Annotated in this window: 17 protein-coding genes; 8 read left to right on the top strand and 9 right to left on the bottom strand. The window is 68.2% G+C overall.

What is annotated here, in order from left to right:
• Positions 1-7: 7 nt before the first annotated feature.
• The 3 genes from JL37_RS14720 to JL37_RS14710 all read right to left on the bottom strand — a co-directional run bounded on the left by JL37_RS14720 (position 8) and on the right by JL37_RS14710 (position 2,619).
• Positions 8-1,096, bottom strand: a complete 1,089-nt coding sequence (locus tag JL37_RS14720) for an efflux RND transporter periplasmic adaptor subunit (RefSeq protein WP_043544906.1) — start codon at positions 1,094-1,096, stop codon at positions 8-10.
• Positions 1,097-1,327: 231 nt separating this feature from the next.
• Positions 1,328-1,789, bottom strand: a complete 462-nt coding sequence (rnhA, locus tag JL37_RS14715; protein WP_043544905.1) for a ribonuclease HI — start codon at positions 1,787-1,789, stop codon at positions 1,328-1,330.
• Between the two features lie 50 nt (positions 1,790-1,839).
• A complete protein-coding gene (locus JL37_RS14710) occupies positions 1,840-2,619 on the bottom strand; it encodes a class I SAM-dependent methyltransferase (protein WP_043544904.1) in 780 nt (259 codons plus the stop codon).
• 20 nt (positions 2,620-2,639) lie between these two features.
• Between JL37_RS14710 and gloB the strand changes: the two genes are divergently transcribed.
• The 3 genes from gloB to fabI all read left to right on the top strand — a co-directional run bounded on the left by gloB (position 2,640) and on the right by fabI (position 5,875).
• Complete coding sequence (gene gloB, locus JL37_RS14705; RefSeq protein WP_043544903.1) at positions 2,640-3,461, top strand: hydroxyacylglutathione hydrolase; 822 nt, start codon at positions 2,640-2,642, stop codon at positions 3,459-3,461.
• A gap of 7 nt (positions 3,462-3,468) precedes the next feature.
• Positions 3,469-4,884 (top strand): transglycosylase SLT domain-containing protein, encoded by a 1,416-nt coding sequence (locus JL37_RS14700; RefSeq protein ID WP_043544902.1) that lies wholly within the window; start codon positions 3,469-3,471, stop codon positions 4,882-4,884.
• Between the two features lie 205 nt (positions 4,885-5,089).
• Complete coding sequence (gene fabI, locus JL37_RS14695; RefSeq protein WP_043544901.1) at positions 5,090-5,875, top strand: enoyl-ACP reductase FabI; 786 nt, start codon at positions 5,090-5,092, stop codon at positions 5,873-5,875.
• A 46-nt stretch (positions 5,876-5,921) separates the two neighbouring features.
• On the opposite strand, the gene JL37_RS14690 is transcribed toward fabI, so the two are convergent.
• Positions 5,922-6,320, bottom strand: a complete 399-nt coding sequence (locus JL37_RS14690) for an OsmC family protein (RefSeq protein WP_043544900.1) — start codon at positions 6,318-6,320, stop codon at positions 5,922-5,924.
• A gap of 186 nt (positions 6,321-6,506) precedes the next feature.
• On the opposite strand from JL37_RS14690, the gene JL37_RS14685 reads away from it, so the two are divergent.
• Positions 6,507-7,190: a tellurite resistance TerB family protein gene (locus tag JL37_RS14685; protein WP_043544898.1), complete on the top strand. Its 684-nt coding sequence runs from the start codon at positions 6,507-6,509 to the stop codon at positions 7,188-7,190.
• A 15-nt stretch (positions 7,191-7,205) separates the two neighbouring features.
• Here the strand turns inward: JL37_RS14685 and JL37_RS14680 are convergent, their stop codons facing one another.
• The 3 genes from JL37_RS14680 to JL37_RS14670 form a co-directional block, all read right to left on the bottom strand.
• Positions 7,206-8,192, bottom strand: coding sequence for a tripartite tricarboxylate transporter substrate binding protein (locus tag JL37_RS14680; protein ID WP_043544897.1), 987 nt, complete (start codon positions 8,190-8,192; stop codon positions 7,206-7,208).
• A gap of 25 nt (positions 8,193-8,217) precedes the next feature.
• Positions 8,218-9,102, bottom strand: a complete 885-nt coding sequence (gene nadC / locus JL37_RS14675) for a carboxylating nicotinate-nucleotide diphosphorylase (protein WP_043544895.1) — start codon at positions 9,100-9,102, stop codon at positions 8,218-8,220.
• Between the two features lie 82 nt (positions 9,103-9,184).
• The gene (locus JL37_RS14670) at positions 9,185-10,153 is read right to left on the bottom strand and encodes a membrane protein (protein ID WP_043544893.1); all 969 of its coding nucleotides are present in this window, start codon (positions 10,151-10,153) and stop codon (positions 9,185-9,187) included.
• 164 nt (positions 10,154-10,317) lie between these two features.
• Between JL37_RS14670 and JL37_RS14665 the strand changes: the two genes are divergently transcribed.
• On the top strand, positions 10,318-10,548 hold the full coding sequence (locus tag JL37_RS14665) for a hypothetical protein (RefSeq protein ID WP_043544892.1): 231 nt from the start codon (positions 10,318-10,320) through the stop codon (positions 10,546-10,548).
• A gap of 9 nt (positions 10,549-10,557) precedes the next feature.
• Here the strand turns inward: JL37_RS14665 and JL37_RS14660 are convergent, their stop codons facing one another.
• The gene (locus JL37_RS14660) at positions 10,558-10,893 is read right to left on the bottom strand and encodes an STAS domain-containing protein (protein WP_043544891.1); all 336 of its coding nucleotides are present in this window, start codon (positions 10,891-10,893) and stop codon (positions 10,558-10,560) included.
• Between the two features lie 164 nt (positions 10,894-11,057).
• Between JL37_RS14660 and JL37_RS14655 the strand changes: the two genes are divergently transcribed.
• Both JL37_RS14655 and alr read left to right on the top strand, forming a co-directional pair.
• A complete protein-coding gene (locus JL37_RS14655) occupies positions 11,058-11,489 on the top strand; it encodes an ATP-binding protein (RefSeq protein ID WP_043544889.1) in 432 nt (143 codons plus the stop codon).
• A gap of 129 nt (positions 11,490-11,618) precedes the next feature.
• Complete coding sequence (gene alr, locus JL37_RS14650) at positions 11,619-12,773, top strand: alanine racemase (protein WP_052097235.1); 1,155 nt, start codon at positions 11,619-11,621, stop codon at positions 12,771-12,773.
• A 77-nt stretch (positions 12,774-12,850) separates the two neighbouring features.
• Here the strand turns inward: alr and JL37_RS14645 are convergent, their stop codons facing one another.
• Positions 12,851-15,319, bottom strand: a complete 2,469-nt coding sequence (locus JL37_RS14645; protein ID WP_043544884.1) for an MFS transporter — start codon at positions 15,317-15,319, stop codon at positions 12,851-12,853.
• Positions 15,320-15,428: 109 nt separating this feature from the next.
• On the opposite strand from JL37_RS14645, the gene JL37_RS14640 reads away from it, so the two are divergent.
• Positions 15,429-17,432, top strand: coding sequence for a SpoIIE family protein phosphatase (locus tag JL37_RS14640; RefSeq protein ID WP_043544883.1), 2,004 nt, complete (start codon positions 15,429-15,431; stop codon positions 17,430-17,432).
• Positions 17,433-17,476: the final 44 nt, after the last annotated feature.

The raw sequence follows: 17,476 nt of genomic DNA, 5'->3' as shown, positions 1-17,476 counted from the left end.
GCCGGCGTCACGCGCCGTTGGCAAGCACGGTCACCGCCGCGCCGTCCGTCACGCGCTGCAGGCCGGACACCACCAGCTGATCGCCCGCGGCCACGCCGGTCAGGATTTCCACGCGGCCCTCGCGGCGCTCGCCGATCGTGATCTCGCGGCGCTCGGCCACGCCGTTCCTGACCCGGTAAACGTACTGCGTTTCTCCCGAAGGCGACAGCGCGGCTTCCGGGGCGACCAGCGCCTTGTCCTGGCTGAACAGCAACTGCACGCGGGCGAACATGCCCGGGCGCAGCACGGCATCCTTGTTGGCGACGGTGGCGCGCAGCAGGATGGAACGGCCCCCGGCGTCGACCAGCGGACTGACCGCATAGACCATGCCCTGGCGCTCCTGGCCAGGCAGCGCGTCCAGGCGCACGGTCAGCTGCTGGCCCACGCCCACCTTGCTCAAATACATTTCCGGCACGCGGAAATCCACCTTGAGCGGGTCGATCGCCTCCAGCGGGGCCAGATCCTGGCCCTGGTTCACGTAGTCGCCCACGGAGACGCTGCGCAGGCCCACGATGCCGCCGAACGGCGCCGTGATCGTCATTTTGTCCAGCCGCGCCTGCGCCAGCGCCACGGCGGCCTCCTGCACCTTCAGCGTGCTGGCGGCCTCGTCACGGGCCTGCTGGCTGACGAAGCCCTTGCCCTGCAGCTCCACGGAGCGCCGGTAATGGCTCTGCGCCAGGGTGAGGTTGGCCCGCGCCTGGGCCAGCTCGGCCCGGGGCACGGAGTCGTCCAGCCGGATCAGGGCCTCGCCGCGCTTGACCGGCTGGCCCTCCTTGAACTCGATGGACTGGATCCGGCCCGCGACCTCCGGCCGCAGCACGACGGATTCGTCGGAACGCAGGCTGCCCACGGCCGAGATGCCGCGCGCGAAGGGAATCTCCTGGACGGCGGCCACCTCGACCCGGACAGGCGCGACGCGCGTGACCAGGGGAGCCTCGACGGCGCCAGGCTGTGGACTGACGGTTCCGGACGCGAGCCAGCGCGGCATAAAAACGCCGAGCGCGGCCCCCGCGGCCAACCCTGCCGCTACGGCGGCCAGCAGTACTGCTTTTTTCATGCGCGAATGTGGCGGTATGGCGGCGCGGGCGCGAGCCGGGGCCGCAGGAACGGGAAAGAGGGTAGGGACTTTAGCACCCGAATTTACATACTGGAACAATCCAGAAGCCGGATGAAAGAACTAAATTCGCCCCGAAAGGCGGATTTGAGGGTATATCCCAATGCCTGGCGCAGATTCCCTGCCAATCGGGGAGGCCGCGGGGGGCAGCGCCGCCGGCGAGCCGGGACGGGGTCAACCGCGCCGGGCCACCTCGACGCCCATATTCGCCAGTTGATCGGCCCGTTCATTGCCCGGATCCCCGGCATGGCCGCGCACCCAGCGCCAGGACACCGTATGCCGGCCCACCTGCTCGTCCAGCAATTGCCACAGCTCGGCGTTCTTGACGGGCTTCTTGTCCGCCGTCATCCAGCCGCGCCGCTTCCAGTTGGCCAGCCATTCGGTCATGCCCTTCATGACGTACTGGGAATCCGTATGGATGGTGACCGCGCACGGGCGCTTGAGCGCCCGCAGGCCCTGGATGACCGCCAGCAGCTCCATGCGGTTGTTGGTGGTCTGGAGTTCGCCCCCATGCAGCGTCTTCTCGTGGCTGCCGGCGCGCATCAGCACGCCCCAGCCGCCCGGGCCCGGGTTGCCCTTGCAGGCGCCGTCCGTCCACATTTCCACTTTCTGCTCGTTCGCTTTGCTGTCCTGCATCGTGCTGCCTGGTTTTCCTTGTTCGTGCTGAATCCGTGCCGGCCGGCCGCTCAGGAGCGGTCGAAGCCGTTGTCCGCCTGGCGGTTGACCACCACCGACGCCGCCCGCGCGCGCTTGGGCTTGGTCTTCCAGGCGGGGCCAATGATACGCATGCCGGCCACGCGCTTGACGGCCGACACCAGATAAACGGCGCCGCCCACGCTCCACCAGCGGGCCCCTGCCGACTCCAGGAAGGTCCAGCGCTGCAGCCATTTTTCACTGCGGCAGGCCGGCGCATAGCAGCCGAAATGGCTCTCTTCCACTTCCAGCGAAAGAAGCTTGAACCAGTCTTTCAGGCGGGGCAGCGATACCTGGGACGACGGAGGCTGGGGCAGCCAGGGCTCCATGCCGGGCATGCGCGTGCGCGCGCCCCACATGCTCCAGGGATTGAATCCCGAGATCACGACCCGCCCTTCCGGGACCAGCACGCGCTCGACCTCGCGCAGCACGTTGTGGGGCTCCTGCGTGCATTCAAAGGCATGCGGCAGGATCAGCAGGTCCACGCTCTGGGATTCGAACGGCAAGGCCTCCGGCTGCGCAAGCACCACCCGGGAATGCCAGCCGGCCGCGCCCTCCTCTGACGGCGCCTCCGTGCCCACGTATCCCTTGAAGGGCATGCGGTTGGCGCGCAGCAGGTTCATGTCGGCCAGACCGACCTGCCAGGCGTAATATCCAAACACGTCCGCGACAGCCGCGTCGAACTGCGCCCGCTCCCAGGCCAGGACGTATTGTCCCGGCGGCGTCTGGAACCATTCGGCCAGTTCTACAATCGGCGGAGTATCTTCTGCCACGTTATATTCCTTCGAATCCCATGCAAGCCTTGACCGCCCCTTCAGGCGGCCGCGAGCGCAACGCCGCGGTCTTGCCGCTACCCGCCTTCACCGACAACTACATCTGGGCGATCGTCCGCGACGGCCTGGCCGCCGTGGTCGATCCCGGCGAGGCCGGCCCAGTCCTGAGACTGCTGGAGCAGGAAGGCCTGAGACTGCGCGCCATTCTACTCACGCACCATCATGGCGACCACGTCGGCGGTGTTTCAGAATTGTCCCGCATCGAGGGCATCACCGTATACGGGCCGGCGCGGGAACGCCTGCCGCGCTGCGACGTGCCGCTGGCGCAAGGCGACCGGGTGGAAATACCGGAACTGGACCTGGATCTGAACGTGCTGGACGTGCCCGGCCACACCGCCGGCCACATCGCCTACACCGGCCGGGCGGCCGGCGTGGAACCCGTTCTATTCTGCGGCGACACCCTGTTTGCGGGAGGCTGCGGGCGGCTTTTCGAGGGCACTCCCGCGCAAATGCTTGATTCCTTGGAAAAATTTTCTGTTTTACCGCCAGATACACAGGTTTTTTGCGCGCACGAGTACACTCTAGCGAACTTGCGCTGGGCGTCGGCAGTCGAACCGGCCAACCGCAACCTGCAGCAATGGCATCAGCGGGCCCGGCAATTACGAGCAGAAGGTCTCCCCACGCTTCCGTCGACCATCGGTCAGGAACGCGCGACCAATCCGTTTTTGCGCACGCAACAAAATGAGGTCGCCCAAGCGGCAGAACGCTGGGCGGGCCACACCCACGCTACGCCGGTAGAGGTTTTTGCCTCCCTTCGTGAATGGAAGAACGAATTCAAGTGACAGCCCGATGAATCTATCCCGACTCCTTCTGCCGCTCATGCTGGCAGTCCTCGCCGGTTGCGCAGGAACCAAATCCCCGGACAGCAAGAACCTCACCACCAATTCACAAGGGCGCTACATCGCCCGCGACACCTCCCGGACGGTGGACCTCACCAATCCGCCCGCGGACGCCTGGGACCGCATCCGCCGCGGTTTCGCCATTCCCAACCTGAACACCGAACTCTCGCAGCAGTGGACCGACTATTACGCGTCCCACCCCGAATCGGTGCAGCGGATGGCGGAACGGGCCGGCAAGTACCTGTATTTCATCGTCGACGAGATCAACCGCCGCGGCCTGCCGACCGAACTGGCGCTGCTGCCCTTCGTCGAAAGCGCCTACAACCCCACGGCCCTTTCGCGCGCGCAGGCTTCCGGACTGTGGCAGTTCGTGCCGGCCACCGGCCAGCACTTCAACCTGAAGCAGGACTGGTGGCGCGATGAGCGCCGCGATCCCATCGCCTCGACCAACGCGGCGCTGGACTACCTGGAAAAGCTGTTCGAAATGCAGGGCGACTGGTATCTGGCGCTGGCTTCGTACAACTGGGGCGAAGGCTCGGTGCAGCGCGCCATGGCCAAGAACGAGGCCGCCGGCCAGGGCACGGACTACCTGTCCCTGAACATGCCGGATGAAACCCGCAACTACGTGCCCAAGCTGCAGGCCATCAAGAACATCATCGCCGACCCGCAGCGCTATGCGGTGGCCTTGCCCCCGGTAGGCAATACGCCCTACTTCGTGACGGTGCAGAAGAACAGCGACATCGATCTGGAAATCGCCGCCAAGCTGGCCGAAATGCCGCTGGACGAATTCAAGGCGCTGAATCCCTCGTTCAACCGCCCGGTCATCCGAGGCGACCACGGCCCCACCCTGCTGCTGCCCGCCGACCGCGTCGAGATCTTCAACGCCAACCTGACCAACTACAAGGGCGACCTCAGCGCCTGGAAGATCTACCATACGCGCCGCGGCGAATCCTACGCATCGATCGCCAAGCGTTTCGGCATCAGCGAAGCCACGCTGCGCCAGACCAACGACATCGGCTCGCGCCAGAAGTCCGCGTCCGGCCAATCCCTGCTGGTGCCGGGCGATTCCGGCACGGGCGGTGTGCAACTGGCCTCGCTGGCGCCTCCGGTGGGCGCCCTGGACTCGGCGCCTTCCAGCGACAAGGCGCCCGCGGCCCGCAGCCGCTCGCAGGTTCCGGCCGCCCGCTCCGCCAGCGCCCGCCCGAACGTCCGCACTCACAAGGTCCGCCAGGGCGACACGCTGTTCTCGCTGGCCAAGCAATACGGCACCTCGGTCGATGCCCTGCGCGCGCTGAACAACATCAAGGGCAGCGCCCTGAAGATCGGCACCCCGCTGCGCGTGCCGGGCACCAACGCGCGCGGCTGATCGCGCATTCAACCGCAAGAGGGCGCGCCCCGAAACGGGCGCGCCCTCTTTTCTTCGCTGGGCCTCCCCAGGATGAAAGCTCCCCTTTCGGGGAACCGGCCCGCAGCGCGGGCACGGCGCGGGAGGCCATTTTTCATGTCGCTGGGCCGCCAAACTCCTTAAAATAGGCGGATTCCAGAAGGGAAAAAAATCAAAGGATAGATATATGGGCTTTCTCGCCGGCAAGCGCATCCTGGTCACCGGGGTGCTTTCCAACCGATCCATCGCCTACGGCATCGCGCGCGCCTGTCACCAGCAAGGCGCCGAACTGGCGTTCACCTATGTGGGCGACCGTTTCAAGGACCGCGTGGGTGAATTCGCCGCCGAATTCGGCAGCAAGATCGTGCTGCCCTGCGACGTGGCCGAGGACAGCCAGATCGAAGAGGCCTTCGCCGAACTCGGCAAGCACTGGGACGGCCTGGACGGCCTGGTGCACTCCATCGGGTTCGCCCCGCGCGAAGCCATCGCCGGCAACTTCCTGGACGGCCTGTCGCGCGAGGCCTTCCGCATCGCGCACGACATCTCGGCCTACAGCTTCCCCGCCATGGCCAAGGCCGCGCTGCCGCTGATGGAGGGCCGCAACGGCTCCGTCCTGACGCTGACCTATCTGGGCGCCGAACGCGTGGTTCCGAACTACAACACGATGGGCCTGGCCAAGGCCTCCCTGGAAGCCAGCGTGCGTTATCTGGCCACCGCGCTGGGCCCGCGCGGCATCCGCGCCAATGGCATTTCGGCCGGCCCCATCAAGACGCTGGCCGCCAGCGGCATCAAGGATTTCTCGGCCATTCTGAAGTTCGTCGAAGCCCAGGCTCCCCTGCGCCGCAATGTCACCATCGAAGACGTCGGCAACGTCGCCGCCTTCATGCTGTCGGACCTGGCCGCCGGCGTAACCGGCGAAATCACCCACGTGGACGCCGGTTTCTCCACCGTCGTCCCCGGCATGGAAGACTGATTCCCCGGCGGGCGGCGCGCAGCGCCCGCCCGCCGCGTCCGCCCGCTCAGGCCGGACGCACCACCAGGGTGGACACCTGCACGTCCACCGCGGTCATCAGTTTGTGGACCGGGCATTTCTCCGCCACCGCCAGCAGTTCGTCGATCTGCGCATCGGACAGTTCGCCATGCAGCGTCAGCTTGGCCGTCAGCCGGTAGACGCCCTTGCGCTCTTCGCTCGCATCGCGCACCACCTCAACCCCCACCGACTCCAGCGGCAGGCTCTTGCGCTGCGCATAGACCATCAGGGTCAACGCCTTGCACCCGCCCAGCGCGGTATCGAAGTAATCATGCGGATCGGGGCCTTCGCCCTGCGGCTGCGGCATCGCCAGGGGAAGCTCATGGCCTTCGGCCGTGGCGGTGAACTGCAGGATGTTGGGCGCATTCTGGCGCACGCGGATGCTCATGGATCGGATCTCCTTGGATCGGGCTCAGAGGGGCGGCCGCAAGCGCGGCCACAGCCCACGTTGTAGCACCTGCCGGCGCAAGCCTCCCACCCCGGCCCCCGGCGGCTGACGGATAGCTGAACTTCCTGGCCCGGAGGCGGTCGGATATTCCTATCCGCAATACCTGAAACGCCTATAGGGGGCCGCATGAGCGCCAGACAACTCCTCGATCAATTGCTGCAGTCCGGGCAAAGCCTGCTGTCCGACACCACCAACCGCGTGCAGAACGCCACGGGCGGCAAGGGCTCATCGTCCTTCCTGGCCGGCCTGGGAGGCGGCGCGCTGGGCGCGGGCGCCCTGGGGCTGCTCCTGGGCAGCAAGAAGGCCCGCAAGATCGGCGGCAAGGTCGCCATGTACGGCGGCATGGCCGCGCTGGGCGCGCTCGCATACCGTGCCTACGGCGACTGGCAGCGCAGCCAGGCCGGCGCCCCCGCCGCGCCGCCCCAGACACTGGACCGCCTGCCCGCGCCGGAAGCCGAACAGCACAGCACGGCCGTGCTGACCGCCATGATCGGCGCGGCCAAGGCCGACGGCCACATCGGCCCGGAAGAGCGCGCGCTGCTCGAAACCGAGCTCGCCAAGCTGTCCTCGGATGCCCAGGACCGCAGCTGGCTCGAAACCGAGCTGTCGCGCCCGCTGGACCCGGCCGCCGTGGCCCAATCCGCGCGCACGCCTGAAATGGCCGCCGAGATGTATCTGGCCAGCCTGCTGGTCGTGGACGAGGAAAGCTACATGGAGCGCGCCTACCTGGACGAACTGGCGCGCCAGCTCAAGCTGCAGCCCGGCCTGAAGGAGCAGCTGGAGCACCACGCCCGCGCGGCGGCCGCCTAGCAGGCAGCGGCCTGATTAGTCCGCTCTCAAGCCGATCGACGCGGTCAGCGCGCCATAGCTGCCCATGTCGGCGGCGATCATGTCCTGGAAACCGTCCGGCGTGCTGCTTGCCGGCGTAAAGCCCTGCTCGCGCAACGAGGCCTGCACGTCGGGGCGGAGGACGATCTTCGCCACCTCCGCGTTCAGCTTGGCCACCACCGCCGGCGGCGTGGCCGCGGGCGCCAGCAGGCCATGCCACTGGTCCAGGGCGTACCCGGGCACGCCTTGCTCGGCGACCGTGGGCACGCTCGGCATCAGCGGCGAGCGCGCCGCCGAGGTGACCGCCAGGGCGCGCAGCTTGCCGGCCGCGATCAGCGGCGCCGCGCTCGATGCGGTGACCACGCCCATGCCCACCTGACCCGCAACCACGTCGGTCAGCGCCGGCCCGCAGCCTTTGTAAGGCACGTGCTGCAAGGGCGCGCCGGCCGCGCGCGCCAGCATCTCGCCGGCCAGATGCTGCGGGGTGCCATTGCCGCAGGAGGCGAACGGCAGAGGCTTGCCCGACCTCGCCGCTTCCAGCGCGTCGTCCAGGCCATGCAGGTCCGAGGCGGCCGGCACCACGAAAACCGACGGCACGAAAGCCACGTTGATGACCGCCGCGAAATCCTTGGCGGGCGAAAAACCCAGATTGCGGTAGACGCCCGGATTGATGGCGAACGAGCTGTTCACCATCAGCAGCGTGTAGCCGTCGGGCGGCGACTCGGCCACGACGCGCGCGCCGATATTGCCGCTGGCGCCGGGGCGGTTTTCCACCACCACGGGCTGGCCCAGCTGTTCCTGCAGGCTGGCCCCGATGCGGCGCGCCAGCAGGTCGGTGCCGCCGCCGGGCGGGAACGTCACGACGATCGTGATCGGGTGGGACGGATAGGCGGCGTCCTTGGGCGCCTCGCCCGACGGCGGATTGCCGCAGGCGGCCAGCGATAGCACGGCTATCGGGAGAACGGATCGAAACAGGCGTTTCATTTGCGGATCTGCGTGGCGGAAAGACTCAGGCGTCCAGGCCGATGTCCAGCACCTTGGCGCTATGCGTGATCCAGCCGACGGCGATCTGGTCCACGCCGGTGGCGGCCACCGCCTCGGCGGTTTCGGGCGTGATGCGGCCCGAAGCTTCCGTGATGGCGCGGCCACGCGCCATGGCAACGGCCCGGCGCAGGTCTTCCAGGCTCATGTTGTCGAGCAGCACCACGTCCACGCCCAGGGACAGCGCCACTTCCAGCTGTTCCAGCGTGTCCACTTCCAGTTCGATCTTGACCATGTGGCCGACGCCGGCCCGGGCCCGCTCGACCGCAGTGGCCACCCCGCCCGCCAGCGCGATGTGGTTGTCCTTGATCAGCACCGCGTCGTCGAGCCCGTGGCGGTGATTGCTACCCCCGCCGACACGCACCGCGTACTTCTGCACCGCGCGCAGGCCCGGCATGGTCTTGCGCGTGCAGGTCACCCGGGCGCCATGGCCCGCGATGGCGCGCGCGATGGAGGCCGTGGCGCTGGCCACGCCGCTCAGGTGGCACAGGAAGTTCAAGGCCACGCGCTCGGCGGTCAGCATGGCGCGGGCATTGCCGCGTATGCGGGCGATTTCCGTGCCGGGCCGCAGGTCGGCCCCGTCACGCCGCGAAACCGAGAACTCAATGCCCGGGTCCATCGCGCGGAATGCCAGGCGCGCCAGGTCCAGGCCGGCCAGCACGCCGTCCTGGCGGGCCACCAGCCGGGTTTCCGCCACGGCGTCGGCCGGCACGATGGCGTCGGTGGTCAGGTCGCCTGCGCGGCCCAGGTCTTCAAGCAGGGCCGCGCGCACCAGCGGCTCCAGCATGACTTCCGGCAAGGGGGGGACGGCCAGGCGGGAGGCGGTCGAAGGCGCTGCGGATTTAATGCTCATTTTGAGTATTTTGAGAGTAAAAAAAGGCGCGCAAGGATTGCGCACCATTTATGCTAAGAGCGAGCATAAAGCTTGTCAAGCATCAAAGCGCGCGGGACAGAGGCAATTTGCTGCCGGCGATGGCGCGCTCGAGCAGCACGTCGCGGCGGAAGCGGAACAGCTTGGCGGGCCGGCCGGCCGTGCCGGTCGCCATTTCGCCGGTTTCTTCCACCAGCGCCTGCTGCTCGATGAGGCGGCGGAAATTCTGCTTGTGCAAAGCGCGCCCGGCCAAGGCCTCGACCGCCATCTGCAGCTGCAGCAGGGTGAACTGCGCGGGCATCAATTCGAACACCACGGGCCGGTACTTGATCTTGGCGCGCAGGCGCGCAATCCCGGTGGCCAGGATACGACGATGGTCGTGCCGCATGGGCTCGCCCGGCACTGCGGCGCCGCTGCCGCGGCCGCGCCGCGCCGCTTCCGGCACCATTCCGGCCTCGAACAGCAGTTCGTAGCGCTGCAGCACCATATCCTCGTTCCAGGAGGCGCCTTCCAGCCCGAAAGTGATGGCGGCGCGCTGCCGGCGGCGATTGCGCACGGCCGCATCGGCGCTGTCTTCGCACCAGGCCGCCAGCCGCGGCACGATCTGCTCGTCGACCAGCGCAGGCGTTCCGGCGCGCCGGTCTTCCCAGGGAAAGTAGCGGTACCAGTCCTGCCAGCCGACCTGCGCCACGCCGGTTTCGCCGGCTTCGCGCGTCAGCCCCAGGTAGCTCACCGACATCACGCGCGCGCCGGATTCGTCGGAGCGGTCGCCGTCGGCGAAGGTGTAGAGCTGTTCCACATAGCCCAGCGGGTGGTGGGTCTGCGCTTCCACCCAGGCGCGCAGGCCCGCCTGCAGCGAACGGTGCGACAGCTCGAAGGGCCCCGCCGGCAAGGCGCGCGCGTCCTCGGTCGTCAGCACCCGCGGCTCGCCGTTGGTAACGGCGACGAGCACGGCGACGAGTTCTGCATGGAGGGAGCGTTCGACGGATTCAGTCAAGGTAGGCGTATGGAAAATGTGAAAACCTGGCGCCATGCCGCAAAGCCGCGAGGCGCCGGAAATTATAAGGTTCGGGCTCTGCAACAGCCCCTTGCAAACGTGACAGGCCAGGTGCGCCACCGCGGCGCCGCGCCGTCCTAAGATGAAGCTGGAATCAGGCGCGTCGCCATCCTGGGACGCCCGCAAGCGGAGCAATCATCATGTTGAAAACTGCCCCAGATCCCAATGCCGCCAAGGCCGCCGAAACCGAGAAGCCTGCCGCCACCGATCCGCGCAAAGGCACCGAGGTCATGCCGATGCCCGACCAGAGCAGCAAGCTCGTGGCGGGCATGCCGCGGCGCGGACGCGCCGTTGCAGAACCCGGCGAGCCCGGCGTCATCACTCCTGAAGACGACGTGCTGGACACGTCCTACGAACACCGCAAGGGTTGAACCCGCGCGTCAAGCGACCTTCGCGACCGCGTCCTCGCGCGTGTCGACGACCGTCAGTATGGAGAGAAAGCCGCTGATATCGAACACTTCGCGCACATGCGGCTGCAGGGCGCACAGAACCAGCGCGCCGGCGCCCTGCTTCAACCGCTTGGCCAGCACCAGCACGACGCGCAGGCCGGCGCTGGAGATGTAGTTCAGGTTGGACAGGTCCAGCACGAAACGGCTTTCGCCTTTTTCCACGTGGGACAGCAAATCGGACTCGACGCCCGCCGCGTTGGCGCTGTTGATCTGGCCTTCGGGCGAGACAACCAGGACTTCTCCGATTTTTTCTATTGCGAGATTCATAGCGGTTCCCGAAAAGTGGCCGGCGCCCGGCACCTGCGCAGGAGGACGGCGGCGCGATGGCGAGATGATACGCGAGCCGGCGCAGTCTCTCACGCTCTGTTCGCCACGCATGGCTATCGTGCATACTTGCGCCTGCACGTGCTCCACTGAACGCAAGGCGACTCATGCCCCCTCAGCCCGATACGTTGGACCTCGTTCCCGACCAGAACGCCGTTGCCGCCGCGCTGCAATGGCTCGAAGGAATTGCCGAACGCGACGCGTGGCCGCCCAAGCTGGGTTTCGGACTGTCGCTGAGCCTGGACGAGGCATTGACCAACATCGTGGACTACGCCTTCGACGATCCCGCGGCCGCGGGCGCCCCTCCCGCAGTGACGCTGCATTGCCGCCAGGACGACGCAGAAGTCGCGCTGGAAATCGTGGACAACGGCCGTCCCCACGATCCCACCAAAACACCCCCGCCCCCCTTGGCGGCTACGCTGGACGACGCCGAGATCGGCGGCCACGGCTTGCGGCTCATGCGGCATTACCTGCACGACATGCGTTATGCGCGCAGCGGCGGCCGCAACCGCCTGACGCTGGTGGCCCGCGCCGCCTAGGTCCGCCTCGCAAGCGATCGAATCACACTATCGGTTTCCTTTCTTCATAGACAGAAAATACCGAACAAAACGGGCCCAACTGCCACTCATGCATGGACTGCGCGCCGGTTGCGCGACGCCCTTGCACTGATGCCGCCCGTGAATGCTCCCTACCGACCGGAAGGATTGACCGCCCGCCCCCTGCACGCCCGCATCGATGCGGGCGCGGTGAAGCACAACCTGGCGCGCCTGCGCGCCGCGTTGCCGGCGGGCGCCGGCGGCCCCAGGCTCTGGGCGACAGTGAAGGCGGATGCCTACGGGCACGGCCTGGCGCGCATCCTGCCCGCGCTGTGCGCGGCGGACGGATTGGCGGTGCTGCACCTGAACGAGGCGCGCGCCTGTCGCTCGATGGGCTGGGACGGCCCCATCCTCGTCTACGGCGGCCTCTATTCCCCCGCGGATGCCCTGCTGCTCGACACGCCGGGCCTGCACCTCGTGATCACGCATGCCGCCCAGCTCGAATGGCTGGCGCGGGCGCCGCTGGCGGAGCGTCCCGCGATCTGGCTGCGCTACGCCGGCGACATCCATCACACAGGCTTTTCAGCCGGGGATTACCGCCCCGCCTTCGAAGCGGCCTACGCGCTTGCCCGGCGCGGCCTCGTCGGCGACATCGGACACCTGAACCATTACGCCCGCGCCGACGAATCCGATGGCGTGGACGCGGCGGATACCGCCTTCCGCCAGGTGATCGCGGGGCTTCCGGGCCCGGTGTCCACCAGCAACTCAGCCGCCCTGCTGCTCCATGGCGCGCTTGCGGCCGGCACGCAATGGGTGCGCCCGGGACTGGCGCTCTATGGCGCCAGCCCGTTCGCCGACCGCAGCGCGGCGCAGCTGGACCTGAGGCCCGCAATGTCGCTGCACTCGCAGATCGTCGGCATACAACGCGTGCAGGCTGGCGCCGGGGTGGGCTACAGCGGCGCATTCCTCGCGACCGCCGCCACCACGGTAGGCATCGTTACCTGCGGCTACGCGGATGGCTATCCGCGCCACGCGCCCACCGGCACGCCGGTGGTCGTCGATGGCGTGCGCACGCGGTTGCTGGGACGCGTATCGATGGACATGATGGCCGTGGATCTCGAGCCGGTTCCGCAAGCCTGCATCGGCGCTCCCGTCACGCTATGGGGCGCATCGGGGCTGGCGGTGGAAGAAGTTGCGGCCTCGGCCGGCACCATCGCCGCCGAACTGCTCACGGGCCTGAGCGCGCGCGTGCCGGTGCAGCTGGCCGGCCGGGACGCCGGGCCTTGACCGGCTGCGCGCGCGCCTTGCGCGGCGCAGGCGCACCCTCCCCGACGGGACGGCGCCCTCGCCCTGGCGGCGCTGCGTCAGGACGCGCCGTCCTTCGGCCGTGCGGGCGCCAGCAGCAGGAACAGCAGCGTGGCGCACAGGTAGATGATGCCGGTGGCCGCCAAGCCCGCTCCCATGCCCGCCGCTCCGAACATGGCGCCCACCACCAGCGGCCCCGCCATCTGGCCCAGCTTATCGGCGGCGCGCATGACGCTCGTGGCCCCGGCGGCGCCATAGCGCTGCACGTCCGGCAGCGCCAGCATGTAGGGCGCTTGCGATGCGCCCGCGAAGCAGCTGGCCAGCGCCAACAGCAGCACGGCAGCCGCCGCGGCCAGCAGGCCGCTGTTGAAGTACAGGCCCAACATGCCCACGCTGCCGACCAGGCCGCCCAGCACGATCCAGCTTTTCTTGATACGGCTGCGATCCACCACACGCCCCATCAGCGGCCCCACGTAGATCACGCAAAGCCCGTAGATCATCAACACACGTCCGATGCTGGAGGCCGCCACTCCTTCGGCTTCGAGATACAGCGGCAGCGCGAACGACAGCAGGCCCACCTGCGCGATCGAAAAGGGAATGACGCTGCCCAGCAGCAGCAGGCCGAAGTCGCGGGTGCACAGCAGCCGCAAGGTATCGGACAGGCGCGCGCGCGTGCGGGCGGCCGCCTGCGCCGCCTGCCTGCGGCCGCGGTCCATGTACGGACGCATCAGCACCAGCACGCCGGCCAGCGGCAGCGCCAGCATCGCCGCGCCCACGCCGAACACGGCGCGGAACCCCGTCTGCTCCATCAGCATCGCGCCCACCGCGGCTCCGGAAAGATGCCCCGCGAACAACCCGGCGATCACGCCCGTCATGTTGCGGCCGCGATATTGCGCGGGGCTGCGCGTGACGATGAAGCCCTGCAGCCCCATCCAGGTCAGGCCGTAACCCAGGCCCACCAGCCCGCGCGCCGCGCTGAACATCAGCAGGTTGCCCGCCGCCGCGCAGGCCAGCATGCCCGCGCACGATACCGCCAGCCCGGCCAGCACGGGCACCTGCCAGCCCCTGCGGTCGGTCAGGCTGCCCGCGAGCAGCGAGGTCAGCAGGCCGCAGCCCATCTCTACCGATATCGGCAGCGCCAGCAGAAGATTCGCCGGCAGGTCCAATCCGCCGGACGGCAGGCTGCGCGCGTACAGCGGCAGGAAGCCCAGCGGCAGTGCCCAGGCGAACAGGAAGCCGAACATCACGGGCCGGGCGATGCGCCCGATCTCGGACTCGTCATCGGGCCCCACGCGGCTGCCGTCGGGCAGGGTCGCCCGCGCCGCGAAAGCGCGGTTCATCAGCAGCGACAGCAGCAACAGCATCTCGATGGCGGCCACCAGCGCCACGGCCACCACGGTCACGGCGTCCAGCGCCCGGCTGCGCACCCCCGCCGCGATCACCTCGTCGGACAAGCGCAGCACCAGGTCGCCCCGCGCCCGGGGATTGGGATTGGATGCGCCGAGCGGCAGCACCAGGGTGAGGTCGTCGGAACGCGGACGCGCCGCCGGCAGGCCCGCCACGTCCAGCGCGCCCTTTGCGTCGGCGCGGCTCAGCACGCGGCCCTCGCCATCCACCAATTCGATCTGCGACACGGCGGGAAAGGTCGCCGCCAGGCGCGAGAACGGCGCGTCCACGCCACGCAGCCGATCCAGCGTCAGGCCGTAGCCCAGCACCCGGTTCAGATCGCGCTGCAGGCCTTCGGCCAGCAGGCCGACATTATTGCGCGTGACTTCCAGCCAGCCCGAGCGGAACGTGGAGATCGTGTAGGCAGCATAGACGCCCTGGGCCAGCATCAGCGCCAGCAGCGGCACGACGAAACGCGCGCGGCCGCCGGCGGCAAGAGAGGTCAACGGCACCAGGTACTTGAATACGGCCGCCAGCCCAAGGCCCACCAGCGCGGTGACGGCCAGCAGCACCTGCAGGTTGTCCACGATCAGCCTGCGGCTGGCCTCGCCGTCCTTGGACGCCGACAGGACCACGGCGCCGGCGACATTGCCGCCCGCGCCCGCCAGGGGCACGGCCAGCGTCACCGTGCCGTCGGACACCGACATGAGCGCGCCGGACGCGCGCCGCGCCGCGTGCTTGTCGCGGCCCGCCGCGGGATCCAGCGCCTGCGCGAGCGCGACCGCGCCTTCGGGCAACTCGCCCTGCACGGCCAGCGTCTGGCCGTCTGCCCGCAACACCGCGGCGCCAAGCAGGTCGCGCGATCCCGACACGCTGTCCTGAAGGCCATCGCGCAGGCCGAAGTATTGCTCCAGCGGCTTGCCCAGCCGCAATCCGTTTTCGATATTGCCCGCCGCGCGGCGGGCGATGACTTCCACGCGGTCGGCGGTGGTGTCCACCACCAGCCGGTTCAACGCGGACAGACTCAACGCGCCGATGAGCGCCTGCGCCAGCAGCAGGACGGCCAGACAGGCCAGCGTGACTTCGAGTACCGGGCGGCGTCTCAGTCCTTCCAGCACGATTTGAATAGGCTCGCTACGCATGAGGCTGAAACACCGCAAAGTATTTACACACGGGCGACAATGGTATTTACAATTAATGCAATTTGCATCTTTTTTTACACCCTCACGTTCTTCCACCGCCTCCAAGTCCATGCCCGCCAGGTCGCTGCGTAGCAAGATTTTTCTTCTGGTCGTAGCGCTTCTCCTTGCGGTGGCCGCGTTCGTGATGCTGACGACGCAGCGCAATGTCACGCGCACGGTGATGAACAGCGAGCACCATGCCGTCAACAACGTGATGGAGCTGGTGCTGCGCGATGCCGAGGCCCGCTGGGGCGCGTTGCTGGCCGACAAGATCACGACGGTGCGCAGCGGCCGCCGCCAGCTGATGCAGACGGGCACGGTGGTTGCGGCCGCGCTGAATTCCTACGCCGACATGGCCGATCGCGGGCTCATGACGCCCGGCGCGGCGCGTGGCATGGCGCGCGCCTGGATCAATCGCCTGAAGCTCGACGACCGGCGCTATGCCTTCATCTACGACGCCGATTTCCAGGTGGTGGCCAGCGGCAATCCCGACATGATCGACCGCGACCTATCTCAGCTGTCCGACTTCAAGAACCGCCCGCTCGCGCAGGCGCTGTACGAGGAAAGCCGCAGCTCGGGATACGGCTTCGCCATCTACCGCTGGCCGCCGTCCGCGCAGCGCGGCGGCAGTGAAACGCGCTACGCCTACTTCGGCTACTTCCGCCCGTGGAACTGGGTCTTCGTCATCACCGACAGCGCGCAGGACGTCATCGATCAGATCCAGACGCGCCGCGAACAAATGGAAAACTCGGTGCGGGGCATGCTGTCCAAGCTCACGCTGGCGCAGTCCGGCTTCATCTTCATCGCCGCCGACGACGGCCGGATGGTGGTGCCCCTGCCCGAACGGCAGGCCGGCCTGCTCGATGCCCGCGACGGCAAGGGCGAAACGCTGCGCAGCCTGCTGGCCCGCCAGGACGCGGGCGGCAAGCCGCAGAGCCTGCGGTTCGACGGCGGCGGCGGCCCCTGGCAGATCGACAGCGCGCGCTTCGCGCCGCTAGGCTGGACCTTGGTGACCGCCGTGCCGGAAAGCGACCTGACCGCGCCCGCGCGCGAACTGCTGAACCGCCAGGCCCTGATCTTCGCGGGCATGATGCTGGTGGCCCTGGTATGCGCCTGGCTGGTGGCGGCGCGCATCGTGCGCCCGCTCGAAACGCTGACCCGCTATGCCCGCCAGCTGCCCGAACAGGACCTGACGGCCGCGGCCAGCGTGCCGGCGGAGATCGCAGCGCTGCCCGACAAGCACAAGGACGAGGTCGGCCGGCTGGCCGCCTCCTTCCTGTTCATGAACGACAAGCTGCGCGAAAACGTCGCCCGCCTGATGCGCGAGACCACCGCGCGCGAACGCTTCGAAAGCGAGCTGAACATCGCCCGCGCGATCCAGCTGGGCCTGCTGCCCGTGCCCTTGTCCAGCACCACGCGCGACCAGATCGACCTGAACGCGGTGATGCTGCCCGCCAAGGAGGTGGGCGGCGATCTCTACGACTACTTCACGCTGCCCGACGGCCGCCTGTGCCTGGCCATCGGCGACGTATCCGACAAGGGCGTGCCCGCCGCGCTGTTCATGGCGGTGACCCGCACGCTCATCCGCGCCACGGCCGAAGATGAAACGGACCCGGCGTTGATGATGCAGAAGATCAACAACCGGCTGTCCGAGAACAATCCCAACATGATGTTCGTCACGCTCCTGTTGGGTGTTCTGGACCTGGCTACCGGCGAACTGCAGTGGGCCAATGCGGGCCATCTGCCGCCGGCGGTAGTCGGCGCGGACGGCGCCGTGCGCCTGCTTGAAGGGCGCAGCGGCCCCGCCTGCGGCGTGCAGGAAGACCTGGAGTACCGCGGCCTTTCCGCCGTGCTGGCGCCCGGCGAAATGCTGGTGGGCTACACCGACGGCATTACCGAAGCCGTCGATCCGAACAACGCCCAGTACGGCGATCCGCGCCTGCTGGCCGTCCTGTCCAATCCCCCCGTGCCTTCGGCCAAGCTCTCCAAGCGCCTGCTCGAGGACGTGCAGGCTTTCGCCGACGGCGCGGAACAATCCGATGACATCACATTGATCGTGATCCGCCGCCCATGAAGAAATCGCTGCCCACTCTTATGTTCTGCCTGGCCCTGCTGGCG

Source organism: Achromobacter sp. RTa (genome assembly GCF_000757485.1).
Taxonomy (GTDB): domain Bacteria; phylum Pseudomonadota; class Gammaproteobacteria; order Burkholderiales; family Burkholderiaceae_B; genus Achromobacter.
Note: the sequence above shows the minus strand (reverse complement) of the source record. Positions and strands in the feature narration are given on the sequence as shown.

Bases quoted from the DNA above. Each gene is read 5' to 3' on its own strand.
- JL37_RS14720 (WP_043544906.1), bottom strand. From the start codon at position 1,096: ATGAAAAAAGCAGTACTGCTGGCCGCCGTAGCGGCAGGGTTGGCCGCG.
- rnhA (WP_043544905.1), bottom strand. From the start codon at position 1,789: ATGCAGGACAGCAAAGCGAACGAGCAGAAAGTGGAAATGTGGACGGAC.
- gloB (WP_043544903.1), top strand. From the start codon at position 2,640: ATGCAAGCCTTGACCGCCCCTTCAGGCGGCCGCGAGCGCAACGCCGCG.
- JL37_RS14700 (WP_043544902.1), top strand. From the start codon at position 3,469: ATGAATCTATCCCGACTCCTTCTGCCGCTCATGCTGGCAGTCCTCGCC.
- fabI (WP_043544901.1), top strand. From the start codon at position 5,090: ATGGGCTTTCTCGCCGGCAAGCGCATCCTGGTCACCGGGGTGCTTTCC.
- JL37_RS14690 (WP_043544900.1), bottom strand. From the start codon at position 6,320: ATGAGCATCCGCGTGCGCCAGAATGCGCCCAACATCCTGCAGTTCACC.
- JL37_RS14685 (WP_043544898.1), top strand. From the start codon at position 6,507: ATGAGCGCCAGACAACTCCTCGATCAATTGCTGCAGTCCGGGCAAAGC.
- JL37_RS14680 (WP_043544897.1), bottom strand. From the start codon at position 8,192: ATGAAACGCCTGTTTCGATCCGTTCTCCCGATAGCCGTGCTATCGCTG.
- nadC (WP_043544895.1), bottom strand. From the start codon at position 9,102: ATGAGCATTAAATCCGCAGCGCCTTCGACCGCCTCCCGCCTGGCCGTC.
- JL37_RS14670 (WP_043544893.1), bottom strand. From the start codon at position 10,153: ATGGCGCCAGGTTTTCACATTTTCCATACGCCTACCTTGACTGAATCC.
- JL37_RS14665 (WP_043544892.1), top strand. From the start codon at position 10,318: ATGTTGAAAACTGCCCCAGATCCCAATGCCGCCAAGGCCGCCGAAACC.
- JL37_RS14660 (WP_043544891.1), bottom strand. From the start codon at position 10,893: ATGAATCTCGCAATAGAAAAAATCGGAGAAGTCCTGGTTGTCTCGCCC.
- JL37_RS14655 (WP_043544889.1), top strand. From the start codon at position 11,058: ATGCCCCCTCAGCCCGATACGTTGGACCTCGTTCCCGACCAGAACGCC.
- alr (WP_052097235.1), top strand. From the start codon at position 11,619: ATGCCGCCCGTGAATGCTCCCTACCGACCGGAAGGATTGACCGCCCGC.
- JL37_RS14645 (WP_043544884.1), bottom strand. From the start codon at position 15,319: ATGCGTAGCGAGCCTATTCAAATCGTGCTGGAAGGACTGAGACGCCGC.
- JL37_RS14640 (WP_043544883.1), top strand. From the start codon at position 15,429: ATGCCCGCCAGGTCGCTGCGTAGCAAGATTTTTCTTCTGGTCGTAGCG.